At 33.7% G+C, this 12,966-nt stretch carries 10 protein-coding genes and 3 tRNA genes; 5 read left to right on the top strand and 8 right to left on the bottom strand.

Annotated elements, in window-relative coordinates; translation table 11 throughout:
• Positions 1 to 4 precede the first annotated feature (4 nt).
• Positions 5 to 2,548, top strand: a complete 2,544-nt coding sequence (locus M1G12_RS03435) for a YfhO family protein (RefSeq protein ID WP_237447118.1) — start codon at positions 5 to 7, stop codon at positions 2,546 to 2,548.
• Between the two features lie 26 nt (positions 2,549 to 2,574).
• Here M1G12_RS03435 and M1G12_RS03430 read toward each other — a convergent pair whose 3' ends face one another.
• Entirely contained in the window at positions 2,575 to 5,217 is a 2,643-nt protein-coding gene (locus M1G12_RS03430) for a YhgE/Pip domain-containing protein (protein ID WP_237447117.1), read from the bottom strand.
• Positions 5,218 to 5,344: 127 nt separating this feature from the next.
• Between M1G12_RS03430 and M1G12_RS03425 the strand changes: the two genes are divergently transcribed.
• Positions 5,345 to 5,887 carry a TetR/AcrR family transcriptional regulator gene (locus tag M1G12_RS03425; RefSeq protein ID WP_001158275.1) on the top strand — a complete coding sequence of 181 codons (543 nt, stop codon included), beginning with the start codon at positions 5,345 to 5,347 and terminating at the stop codon, positions 5,885 to 5,887.
• Positions 5,888 to 5,927: 40 nt separating this feature from the next.
• On the opposite strand, the gene M1G12_RS03420 is transcribed toward M1G12_RS03425, so the two are convergent.
• The 7 genes from M1G12_RS03420 to rlmH form a co-directional block, all read right to left on the bottom strand.
• A tRNA-Asn gene (locus M1G12_RS03420) sits at positions 5,928 to 6,001 on the bottom strand.
• Between the two features lie 5 nt (positions 6,002 to 6,006).
• Positions 6,007 to 6,078, bottom strand: a tRNA-Glu gene (locus M1G12_RS03415).
• 51 nt (positions 6,079 to 6,129) lie between these two features.
• Positions 6,130 to 6,882, bottom strand: coding sequence for a competence system response regulator transcription factor ComE (gene comE / locus M1G12_RS03410; RefSeq protein ID WP_084953977.1), 753 nt, complete (start codon positions 6,880 to 6,882; stop codon positions 6,130 to 6,132).
• Positions 6,879 to 8,204 (bottom strand): competence system sensor histidine kinase ComD, encoded by a 1,326-nt coding sequence (comD, locus tag M1G12_RS03405; protein ID WP_237447116.1) that lies wholly within the window; start codon positions 8,202 to 8,204, stop codon positions 6,879 to 6,881. Before comD ends, comE begins: the two co-directional genes overlap by 4 nt.
• 12 nt (positions 8,205 to 8,216) lie before the next feature.
• On the bottom strand, positions 8,217 to 8,339 hold the full coding sequence (comC, locus tag M1G12_RS03400) for a competence-stimulating peptide ComC (RefSeq protein ID WP_004238992.1): 123 nt from the start codon (positions 8,337 to 8,339) through the stop codon (positions 8,217 to 8,219).
• A gap of 165 nt (positions 8,340 to 8,504) precedes the next feature.
• A tRNA-Arg gene (locus M1G12_RS03395) sits at positions 8,505 to 8,578 on the bottom strand.
• A 43-nt stretch (positions 8,579 to 8,621) separates the two neighbouring features.
• Positions 8,622 to 9,101 carry a 23S rRNA (pseudouridine(1915)-N(3))-methyltransferase RlmH gene (gene rlmH / locus M1G12_RS03390; protein ID WP_000695934.1) on the bottom strand — a complete coding sequence of 160 codons (480 nt, stop codon included), beginning with the start codon at positions 9,099 to 9,101 and terminating at the stop codon, positions 8,622 to 8,624.
• Between the two features lie 183 nt (positions 9,102 to 9,284).
• On the opposite strand from rlmH, the gene htrA reads away from it, so the two are divergent.
• The 3 genes from htrA (at position 9,285) to dnaA (ending at position 12,856) form a co-directional block, all read left to right on the top strand.
• On the top strand, positions 9,285 to 10,466 hold the full coding sequence (htrA, locus tag M1G12_RS03385; protein WP_070528289.1) for a serine protease HtrA: 1,182 nt from the start codon (positions 9,285 to 9,287) through the stop codon (positions 10,464 to 10,466).
• A 57-nt stretch (positions 10,467 to 10,523) separates the two neighbouring features.
• Positions 10,524 to 11,282: a ParB/RepB/Spo0J family partition protein gene (locus M1G12_RS03380; protein WP_237447115.1), complete on the top strand. Its 759-nt coding sequence runs from the start codon at positions 10,524 to 10,526 to the stop codon at positions 11,280 to 11,282.
• Positions 11,283 to 11,494: 212 nt separating this feature from the next.
• The gene (gene dnaA / locus M1G12_RS03375) at positions 11,495 to 12,856 is read left to right on the top strand and encodes a chromosomal replication initiator protein DnaA (RefSeq protein ID WP_004255267.1); all 1,362 of its coding nucleotides are present in this window, start codon (positions 11,495 to 11,497) and stop codon (positions 12,854 to 12,856) included.
• Positions 12,857 to 12,966: the final 110 nt, after the last annotated feature.

The raw sequence follows: 12,966 nt of genomic DNA, 5'->3' as shown, positions 1-12,966 counted from the left end.
TAACATGAAATCATTTTTTAAAACATATTGGACCTATTTTGTTTCTTTCATCATTCCTGTATTGATTATGACAGGAGTATACCTATCTCAAGGTATCTACTGGAATAGTGACAACTCTCCTCTATTAGGAGATGGCTTTCATCAATACGTTATTTTTGATATAACTCTAAGGAATATCCTACATGGAAATGGTAGTCTGTTTTACACCTTTACAAGTGGCCTCGGATTAAATTTCTATGCCCTATCTAGTTATTACTTGGGTAGTTTTCTCGCGCCTCTGGTTTACTTTTTTGATCTAACGAATATGCCAGATGCTGTCTATCTGACAACTCTCTTAAAATTTGGATTGATTGGATTGTCAACTTACTTTAGTTTAAATAAATTATTTCAATCGATTCCTAAACCTTTAAAACTAGCCTTATCCACTTCCTATGCTCTGATGAGTTTCACTGTCAGTCAATTAGAGATAAAAACCTGGTTGGATGTTTTTATCTTGATTCCTTTAATTATAACTGGTTTACAAATACTTATAACTGAAAAGAAATCCTCATTATACTTTACAAGTCTGTCAATTTTATTTATCCAAAATTATTATTTTGGCTATATGACAGCATTGTTTCTTATTTTCTGGTATCTCTGTCAAATTTCTTGGGACTTTAAAACTCGAAAATCATCTTTTCTTGATTTTGTTGCCACCTCCTTTTTAGCTGGTATGGCTAGTTTGATTATGACTCTTCCAACTCTGTTTGATTTACAGACACATGGGGAAAAATTAACTGAAGTTACAAAGTTTCAAACTGAAAGTAGCTGGTATCTTGATTTCTTTGCTAAGCAATTCATTGGTTCCTTTGACACAACAAAGTATGGGGCCATCCCAATGATTTTTGTTGGACTACTCCCCTTTATTTTGACCATTTTATTTTTTACGCTGAAATCTATTAAGTTTCACGTGAAACTTATCTATGCAATCTTCTTTACATTTCTAATTGCAAGCTTTTATATAGAAGCTCTTGATTTATTTTGGCAAGGAATGCATACTCCAAACATGTTTTTACATCGCTATGCTTGGATATTCTCTACCTTGTTAATTTACACAGCAGCGGAAGTCTTAAATCGTCTAAGGGACATTAAAATCTGGAACTTTTTAGTTTCGCTTTTTCTTGTAGTAACAGGATTTTTAGCTACCATCTATCTAAAATCACATTATTCTTTTTTAACAGATTTGAATATTCTGCTTACTCTTGAATTTTTGGTTGTCTATTCGCTTTTACTCCTTGCATTTATCAAAAAGTTTATCTCTGTAAATCTATTTGCCATTCTAATCTCTTTATTTATAATGGTTGAAATAAGTTTAAATGCTTCATCTCAAATAGATGGAATTGCAAAGGAATGGGGATTTGCTTCTCGAAGTGCATATAGTAGAGATATCCGAGCTATGGAATCTTTCTCAACATATATTGAGGATCCATTTATTCGTACTGAAAAACTACAAACTCAGACAGGAAATGACAGTATGAAATTTAACTACAATGGAATATCTCAATTTTCATCTGTTCGAAACCGTTCAGCAAGCTCTACTTTGGATAAACTTGGTTTTAAATCCTCTGGGACTAATCTCAATCTCCGTTATGCCAATAATAGTATTTTGGCTGATAGTTTATTTGGCATCCAGTACAATATCTCAGACAGTCCTATTGATAAGTATGGATTCCAAGATGTATATCAAAAAGATAATCTTACTCTATATGAAAATCAGTTCTCTCTTCCAATTGCCTTTGCTAGTCAATCTATTTACAACGATGTCAAGTTCACTGAACATACTTTAGATAATCAAGCCTCGTTTTTAAATCAACTTGCTAACACAAATTTTGATTATTTTTCTCCAATACCTTATGAAAAAACTGAAAACACTGATGATTTGATTACTGTTACAAGTTCTTCAAATGAGGATGCAGCAATCCAATATCAAATTGAAGTGCCAGAAAACAGCCAAGTTTATCTTTCTTTCACAAATCTTCACTTTTCTAATGACAAACAAAAAAAGGTTGACATCCTTGTAAATGGGGAAAAGAAAACTTTTACAACTGATAATGTCTTCTCCTTCTTTAATCTAGGATATACTAAAGAGAAAAAAACTTTCAATATTAATGTTAGTTTCCCTGGAAATTCACAGGTATCATTTGAATCTCCTACCTTCTATCGTTTAGATACCCAAACTTTAACTGAGGCAATTCAAAAAATTAAAGAACAGCCTGTAACAGTATCAACTTCTAAAAACAAGGTTTTTGCTACATATGATGTCCAACAAGATACATCTATTTTTTTCACCATTCCTTATGACAAAGGTTGGTCTGCCTACCAAGATGGTAAGAAAATAGAGATTAAACAAGCTCAAACTGGCTTTATGAAAGTTGACGTTCCTAAGGGAAAAGAAATTATTACACTTTCCTTTATTCCCAATGGTTTTATTACTGGATCAATCTGTTCCTTTACTTCACTTTTACTATTTGGAATTTATAATCACAAACGAAAGACATCTAATACATAAAAAAATCGACCAATTGGTCGATTTTTTTAATATTCTTCCATTTTCTTAGGTTGATAGGCTAGCATACCTAAACCAGTAAATAGAGCTAGTATGACAGCTAGGAAAATGACTTGCTGATGAATATTTCCTGTCATAGAGATTGTTTCTCGTAATCCAGAAACTGAATAACTCATTGGTAACCAAGGATTAATGGCTCTAAAGAAATCATTTGTCAAAGCAAGTGGGTAAGTACCTGCACTTGATGCTAACTGTAATAAAAGCAAGATAAGAGAGAAGAAAGCTCCTATACGGCTATTCCATGTTGTTAAAGCTGTAACCATAGACATGAATACTAAACTTGTTAAGATGATGAGAATAAATGTTCTCATTTCATGATTAGCAGTTAGACCAATAAGATGAACTCCTCCATATACCAAAATCCCTGCTAAAATAGCTATCATACCATTTATTTCAGCTCTAGATTTCAACCAAGACCAACGGCTCTCTGGATGACGTCCTGAAGGCAGCTTCGCAAAGATCATATTTGTTGATATTGCTGCAACAAAAAGAGCAACTGATATCATATAAGGAGCCATTGCAACTCCATTTACAGGAACTTGATCATTGTCTGTTTTGGAAAGACTGAGAGGATTTGATAAAATCTCTGCATTTTTAGATTCCGTAGATGCTGATTTGAGTTGATCACTGGCATTACTCAATCCTTGTCCTAAAGAAGCAACTCCTGTCTGTAAACCTTCCAAGCCAGAAGTTAACTTTGTTCCACCTTCTGCTAGTTTCCCAGCTCCATTTGCCAATTTATTAGCTCCACTTTCTAATTGAGAAGCACCTGAAATTAACTGACTGGATTTGTCAGCTAGTTGGCTAGAGCCTGATTGCAATTTATCAACTCCTGCTATCAATTCTTGACTCTTTTGATTCAATTGGTTAGAGCCAGTTGATAATTTTTCAATACCAGACACTAATTCTGGAGTTTTTTCAACTAATTGACCAACTCCTGCTGTCAAGTTAGAAGATTTTTGTGTCAAGGTAGTTGAGCCTGAAACTAATTGGTCCAAACTACCTGTCAAGGTGGAATTCTTTTCACTTAGTTGACTTGCGCCTTGAGAAACTTTATCAACACCTGCAGTATATGCATTTACACCTGATGTAATAGACTGACTGGCAGGAACTAATTTGCTAGCAACAGCTCCTTGTATCTCTGTTAATCCACTTGACAATTCTGTCAAAGAACTAGAAGCGATAGGTAATACTTGATTAGCTTGATTTTTTAAAGTCGAAAGATTAAAAGACTGATTTTGTAAGTTTTCCAAACTTCCCTGTAAACCTTGAGCTAAAGCTACAATTGACTGAGCCGATTGAATACTATCAGTCGAATTTTGAGATACAGAAGCGCTTATCTCAGCTTGTTGCTCACTTGTCAATGATTGATAAGCTGCTGTCGATTGAATATTGGCTAATGTAGTCGCTTTATCAGACTGAACACTTGCTAACATTTGATTAGAAAGAGATACTATACTTGATAAAACAGAATCTAATTGTTTTGTATCTCCAACATCAATATTTTGAATAGCTTGATTTAACTGATTCAAACCAGAAGATAATTTATTAATTTGATCTTTTTGCTCAGACGAAGTATCTAACTTGCTAGAAAGTTGTTGAATCCCTTCACTTAATTGCTCCACACCCATTCGAAGTGTAGCTGATTGATTAGATAACTGATTAGCACCTGTTGCAAGATTTCCCACTCCATTTGTATAGGCACTAACACCAGATGAAAATTGATTAAGACCAGCATTGAGCTTAGAAACACCGCCAGTATAAGATTCTACACCAGTATATAATTGATTAATTCCCCTCACTAATTCAGGGCTTTTAGAAGATAATTGACCTAACCCACTATCTAATTGACTCACTGCACCAGTATATGTAACTAAACCACTATTAAAATTCCCTAAGCCAAGATGAAGTTGTTCAACACCAGAGACATAAGAGGATAATCCTTTAGTAAACTGCTCCGTTCCATTTGAAAATGTTAAACTTGAAGCTGCTAAAGAGTTTAGGTTAATAGTTAATGTTTGACTTCCTGCCACTAACTGATTCGCTCCATCAGTTAGTTTTTCACTTCCAGAAGCTGCTTGACTCATACCATCCTTTAAATCGACCATTTTGTTGAATAAAGCTTTAGTATAGGTCTCGGTTACATTGGTAGAAACACTCTGCTTTAATTGTGTCATTGCAGAATCACTCATCTTGCTGGCAATAAAGCTATGACCACTTGAAGTCTGATAATCGATTTGCATTTGCTCAGGGTGATCCGTTAAAATAGAAGCTGCTTTTTCAGACAAGTCACTTGGCAAAGTGACTACCATATAATAATCACCGTTTTCTAGACCCTTCTTACCTTCTTCTTCATCTACAAAATGAAAATCCAATGATTTATTTTGCTCTAAATTAGACACCATGTCTTTTCCTATAGACATGCTATTACCATTATAAGAGGCCTCTTTATCATTATTGACAACTGCCACAGGTAAGTCAGACACTTGACCATATGGATCCCACATTGAGGATAAAAATATGATATTGTACAGAGCGGGAATAAGAGAAATTCCTATCATGACAATAATAAAGGTTGGTTTTTTAAAAATTGCTTTCCATTCTTTAAACATAGTTTCTCCTTTTTTAAACATATTGTCTAAAATTTTGATATAATAGATTATACATTAAAAAATCTAAATTACAAGATAAAAAATCAATTTTTAGACACATAGTCTAATTTGTTCACAAGGAGGAAGTATGCAAGAAAGTAACAAACGCTTAAAAACAAAGCGAACTATTGAAAATGCTATGGTACAATTACTGATGGAACAGCCATTTGATCAAATTTCTACTGTCAAGTTAGCAGAAAAAGCCGGAATTAGTCGTTCCAGCTTCTATACTCACTATAAGGATAAGTATGATATGATTGAGCACTATCAAAGCAAGCTATTTCATACATTTGAATATATTTTTCAAAAACATGCTCATCACAAAAGAGACGCTATTCTAGAAGTCTTTGAATATCTAGAGTCAGAACCACTTCTGGCTGCTCTTCTTTCTGAAAATGGGACCAAAGAAATCCAAAATTTCTTAAGAAATAAACTTCATATCATGCTCAGCACAGATTTACAAAAACGCTTTATGCAACTGAATCTCAATACCACTGAATTAGAATACAGTAGCATCTATCTAACTCACGCACTTTTTGGTGTTTGCCAAACTTGGATTGCACATGGAAAAAAAGAAAGTCCTCAAGAAATAACAGACTTCCTTATGAAGATGCTTGGTGATACAAATTGATGCAAAAAAGGGAACAACACTGTGTTCCCTTTTATCTATACTCCGCCAGTAGGACTCGAACCTACGACATCATGATTAACAGTCATGCGCTACTACCAACTGAGCTATGGCGGATAAAATAGTCCGTACGGGATTCGAACCCGTGTTACCGCCGTGAAAAGGCGGTGTCTTAACCCCTTGACCAACGGACCTTCTATCTGTAGCAGATATAACCATTATATCAATTTCTTGCTAATTGTCAATTACTTTTGAGATTTTTTCTCTAGAATATCTTTTAATTTTCTAATTTTTAATCTTGAAATAGGACAACGATGATCTTCATAGAAAACAATTTCTAGATTTTTTCGATCAATTTCTCTGATATTACCTATATTTACCAAAAATGACTTATGAGGAGAATAAAATCTCTGAGTATGTTTGTCCTTTTCCTGAATATCTGTCATGGTACCGTAAAACTCTTTGGCAAAATTCTTACCAATAATGCGTAATTTATGAGAGACACCTGTCGTTTCAATATACAAAATATCATGGTAAGGAATTTTTAAATCATTTCCCTTGTAATTGTAGTCAAAATAATCTACAACATCTTCATTTTCAAGTAACATACTCTTCGTGTAGAATATATTTTGCTCAATTCTCTTCTTAAATAACTCATCATTGATATCCTTATCAACAAAATCTAAGGCTGATACCTGGTATTTATAGGTGAGAGTCGCAAACTCTGATCGACTGGTAATAAAGACGATAATAGCGTAAGGATTGTAATGACGAATAAACTGAGCAACTTCAAACCCTTTTTTCTCAATTCCATGAATATCAATATCTAGAAAATAAAGCTGGTTTACTTCATCATTTTCGATATATTCCTTAAACTCACGAACTTTTCCCGTTGTCTTGTATGATATTGGAATATTCGATTCTTTCGAAATTTCATCCAATATTCTCTCTAGTCTCACTTGATGTTCAATAACATCTTCTAAAATTAAAACTTTCATTCAAATTCCCTCTTAAATCTAATGATTTGTCTAAATGTACTGCCTTCCATCTCTGTTTCTAAAATAATATTATTGTACTTATCTAATAATTCTTTCACATTATTTAATCCGACTCCACGATTTCTTCCCTTAGTAGAGAATCCTAAAGCAAATAGATCTCCTGAAAGAGTCATCGTCATTTTACATGAATTCTGAATCACAATCACTGTTTCAGTTTCCATCTTAATAACTGCTACTTCCATCTGCTTTTTATAACTATCAGCCGATCCTTCGACAGCATTGTTCAATAAAACACTCATAATACGAACTAAATCCAGCAGGTCTATTGGAAGCTTGGTAATCGTATCTTTTACTTCCAGTGTAAACTCTACACCATTATTTCGAGCATATACAATTGACTGAGCAACCAAACTTCGTAAAGCTGAATCTTCTATGTTGTTCAAGTCAAAGTAAGTATACTTATCTGAACGCAGTTTGTGATTTGCTTTGACCAAAACTTCATTGTAAACTCTGTCAATTTCCTGTAAATCACCACTGTCAATTGCCATCTGCATGCTGACAAGCATCCCAGCATAGTCATGTCTAAAACCACGGATTTCATTATACAGTCCGACAATTTCATCTGTATAATTCTGTAAATGTTTTTGTTCAAATTTCTTCTGCTTCAAAGCAATCTCTTTCTCCATTTTTTCTTTATGCGAATTCATTGCAAAAAAGGTCAAAAGTAAAGAGATAAAGACAATAGATGATAAAATACTTCCAAAACTATTCAAATGTTTAATCGTACTTACCATATCTGAAATGAAAGATACAACATGTAGAAGTAGTAAAGCAAAAAAGACTTTTTTCAAGAAAGGATAGAGATAATCTTTGTCAAAATAGTTTAGTTCCAAATGGAAATAACGAATGATTGTTACGATAACAACATAAGTCAACGCCACTACAACTAAAAAGAATAGACTATGATATTGTAGGGCAGTATCATCTCCTATTATAGAGGATAAAGTTACGGATAGAAAGGTATGAGTGCTATTATATAAAAGGGATAGTAGTAAACTTAAGAATACTCCTCTATACTTCTCATACTTTTTAATAAATCTAAAATATGAATATAATACCAAAGGAAATAAAAATTTTTCAATTCCTAATCCATCTAAGTATATAAAATAAAAGGAAAGTTCAAATACTGATTCTACTAGGAATGTATAACCACCAAAAAAGCATAGTTCTTTTATATTTATTTTATTTTTACATATTAAATAGTAACTTTTACTAATAATAAAAATATGTAATATCACAACTAATACTGCAAGAAAATCCATTATTCCACTCCTTTATCTTCTTTTAAAGAAATTAAAGAAAATATTATGTGTTTGCCTTATCTCCCCACCTTGAATATTTTGCAAGTCTTTTTCCTTCAATTCTACAAACTTATCTAAATTAACTGTGTTTTTCATAATAAAATCTCCTAAAATGTTTTTTTCTTGTAAACTAACTTACAAAAACTATTATACAAAATGGAATTTCGTTTTAGATAAAATTCTCTCAACTGTCATTTTTTTCTCCCCAAGTGTACTTTTTTAAGAAAAAAGCCGGGAAAATTCCCAGCTTTGCTACTATATTGATCCCAGCAGGATTCGAACCTGCGACCGTTCGCTTAGAAGGCGAATGCTCTATCCAGCTGAGCTATGAGACCTAATACAGCTATTCTACCAAAAATTCAATTGAAAGTCAATTTTCTATTTATGATAGGGCGAGCCCTGCTGTATTGTAAAAGCTCGATAGATTTGTTCAACAAGGACTAGTCTCATTAACTGATGGGGCAAGGTTAAACGACCAAAACTAACAGAGAGATTGGCTCTCTTTTTTACATCCTGTGCTAGTCCCAGACTCCCTCCAATAATAAATGTAAGAGTAGAAAATCCTTTTATAGAAGCTTCTTCTAATTGTTTACTAAATTCTTCTGAGGAGAAAGTTTTCCCTTCGATAGCCAACACAATCACGAAATCACGGTCACCAACTTTTGATAAAATTCTCTGACCTTCTATTTCTAAAATCTTTTGATTTTCTGATTCACTGGCCTTATCTGGTGTTTTTTCATCTGCCAGCTCTATCATTTCAAGCTTAGCAAATCGAGAAATTCGTTTTGAATACTCTGCAATACCATCTTTTAAATACTTTTCTTTCAGTTTCCCAACTGTTACAACTTTAATTTTCATGACTCTATTCTAACATATTCTCTATTTTTTCACACCTTATTCACAAAATAAAAGGTTAATTTTAGCCGAGAAAACCACAGATTTTTTAAAGTTATCCACAATCTGTGAAAAACTTTTGTGTTTAAGTTATAATTAAGCTAGTCAGTTTATACTTTCAGTAATTTCAAAAAAATGGAGGCAAATATGAAACATCTAAAAACATTTTACAAAAAATGGTTTCAATTATTAGTCGTTATCGTCATTAGCTTTATTAGTGGAGCCTTGGGTAGCTTTTCAATAAATCAACTAACTCAAAAAAGTACTGTAAGTAGCTCGAACAACAATAGTACTATTACACAGACTGCCTATAAGAATGAAAATTCAACAACACAGGCTGTTAACAAAGTAAAAGATGCCGTTGTTTCTGTTATTACTTATTCAGCAAATAGACAAAATAGCGTATTTGGCAATGAGGAGACTGATACAGATTCTCAGCAAATCTCTAGTGAAGGATCTGGGGTTATTTATAAGAAGAATGATAAAGAAGCTTACATCGTCACCAATAATCACGTTATAAATGGCGCCAGCAAAGTAGATATTCGTTTGTCAGATGGAACTAAAGTACCCGGAGAAATTGTCGGAGCGGACACTTTCTCTGATATTGCTGTCGTCAAAATCTCTTCAGAAAAAGTGACAACAGTAGCTGAGTTTGGTGATTCTAGCAAGTTAACCGTAGGAGAAACTGCCATTGCTATTGGTAGCCCATTGGGTTCTGAATATGCAAATACTGTCACTCAGGGTATTGTATCTAGTCTTAATCGAAATGTGTCCTTAAAGTCTGAAGATGGACAAGCCATTTCTACAAAAGCTATCCAAACTGATACTGCTATTAACCCAGGTAACTCTGGTGGCCCACTTATCAATATTCAAGGACAGGTTATCGGAATTACCTCAAGTAAAATTGCCACAAATGGAGGAACATCTGTAGAAGGTCTTGGTTTTGCAATCCCTGCAAATGATGCTATCAATATTATTGAACAGTTAGAAAAGAACGGAAAAGTGACTCGTCCAGCTTTGGGCATCCAAATGGTCAATCTCTCAAATATTAATACAAGTGATCTTAGAAGACTGAATATTCCAAGCAATGTAACATCTGGTGTAGTTGTTCGTTCTGTGCAAAGTAATATGCCTGCCAATGGTCACCTTGAAAAATACGATGTTATTACAAAAGTAGATGACAAGGAGATTGCTTCATCAACAGATTTACAAAGTGCTCTTTACAATCATTCTATCGGAGACACCATTAAGATAACTTACTATCGTAACAGTAAAGAAGAAACTACATCTATTAAACTTGACAAGAGTTCAGGTGATTTAGAATCTTAATTGACATCTATTTAAAGAAAGCTTTACATAAGAGAAAAGATGTGTTAGTGTAGAATCATGGAAAAATTTGAAATGATTTCTATCACGGATATACAAAAAAATCCCTATCAACCTCGAAAAGAATTTGATGGAGAAAAACTACATGAACTAGCACAGTCTATCAAAGAAAATGGGGTCATTCAACCGATTATTGTTCGTCAATCTCCTGTTATTGGTTATGAAATCCTTGCAGGAGAGAGACGCTATCGGGCTTCACTTTTAGCTGGTCTAAGGTATATCCCAGCTGTTGTTAAACAGCTTTCAGATCAAGAAATGATGGTCCAGTCCATCATTGAAAATTTGCAAAGAGAAAATTTAAATCCAATAGAAGAAGCACGCGCCTATGAATCTCTTGTAGAGAAAGGATTTACCCATGCTGAAATTGCAGATAAAATGGGGAAGTCTCGTCCATATATCAGCAACTCCATTCGCTTGCTGTCCTTGTCAGAACAGATCCTTTCAGAAGTAGAAAATGGCAAACTATCACAAGCCCATGCGCGTTCTCTAGTTGGGTTAAATAAGGAACAACAAGACTATTTCTTTCAACGGATTATATGTGAAGACATTTCTGTAAGGAAATTAGAATCTCTTCTGACAGAGAAAAAACAAAAGAAACTTCAAAAAACGAATCATTTCATACAAAATGAAAAAGAACAGTTAAAAAAACTACTCGGATTAGATGTAGAAATCAAACTGTCTAAAAAAGACAGTGGAAAAATCATTATTTCTTTTTCAAATCAAGAAGAATACAGTAGAATTATCAACAGCCTGAAATAAGGCTGTTCTTTTATTTTTTTATCTCACAAGGTTATCCACTATTTTTTTCAAAAAAAAGCTTCATAAATCAACAGTTTCTGATTTTATCCCCAACCTGTGGATAAAACTTGATAACATTGTGGATTATTTTTCACAGCTTGTGGAAAATTCTTGCTATCTATGGTAAAATAAATCTAGCATTAAACTTTTAAATAGTAAAGGAGGAGAAAGGATTGAAAGAAAAACAATTTTGGAATCGTATATTAGAATTTGCACAAGAAAGACTAACTCGTTCCATGTATGATTTCTATGCTATTCAAGCTGAACTCATTAAGGTAGAAGAAAATGTTGCCACTATATTTTTACCACGATCTGAAATGGAAATGGTCTGGGAAAAACAACTAAAAGATATCATTGTAGTAGCTGGTTTTGAGATTTATGATGCTGAGATAACTCCCCACTATATTTTCATCAAACCTCAAGATACTACTGTCTCACAAGTTGAAGAAGCTCCAAATTCAACTCTTTATGACTATAGTCCAAAGTTAGCATCTATTCCTTATTCGGATACTGGATTAAAAGAAAAATATACCTTTGATAATTTTATTCAAGGGGATGGGAATGTTTGGGCAGTATCAGCCGCTTTGGCTGTTTCTGAAGATTTAGCCTTGACCTATAATCCTCTTTTTATCTATGGAGGACCTGGCCTTGGTAAGACTCACTTACTCAATGCAATTGGGAATGAGATTTTGAAAAATATTCCTGATGCGCGTGTTAAGTACATTCCTGCTGAAAGCTTTATAAACGACTTTCTTGAACATCTGAGACTGGGTGAAATGGATAAGTTCAAAAAAACCTACCGTAGCCTCGATCTCTTGTTAATTGATGATATTCAATCGCTGAGTGGAAAAAAAGTTGCAACTCAGGAAGAATTTTTCAATACTTTCAATGTTCTCCATAACAATCAAAAACAAATTGTTCTGACTAGTGATCGTAGCCCTAAACACTTAGAGGGCCTTGAAGAAAGACTTGTCACGCGCTTTAGCTGGGGCTTGACGCAAAACATCACACCACCTGACTTTGAGACACGTATTGCCATTTTACAAAGCAAAACAGAGAATTTAGACTACCATTTCCAAAGTGATACCCTAGAATACCTAGCTGGTCAATTTGATTCAAACGTCCGAGAACTTGAAGGAGCAATAAACGACATCACTTTAATTGCCAGAGTGAAGAAGATTAAGGATATCACTATCGATATCGCTGCAGAAGCTATTAGAGCTCGAAAACAAGATGTTAGCCAAATCCTCGTCATTCCAATTGATAAAATCCAAACTGAAGTAGGGAACTTCTATGGTGTTAGTGTCAAAGAAATGAAGGGAAGCAGACGCCTTCAAAATATTGTTTTGGCCCGTCAAGTAGCCATGTATTTATCTAGAGAATTAACAGATAATAGTCTTCCAAAAATTGGGAAGGAATTTGGTGGAAAAGATCACACAACAGTCATACATGCCCATGCCAAAATTAAATCTTTGATTGATGAAGACGATAATTTACGTTTAGAAATTGAATCCATCAAAAAGAAAATTAAATAACTTGTGGATAACTTTTACTTTATTATCTTTTTTATCCACATTTTTTAAACAAGCCAAAAAACTTGATATGACTTGTTTAAAGTCTGTTTTCCACAGATTTCACAGACCCT

The organism is Streptococcus mitis, from assembly GCF_023110375.1.
Classification (GTDB): domain Bacteria; phylum Bacillota; class Bacilli; order Lactobacillales; family Streptococcaceae; genus Streptococcus; species Streptococcus mitis_CI.
Note: the sequence above shows the minus strand (reverse complement) of the source record. Positions and strands in the feature narration are given on the sequence as shown.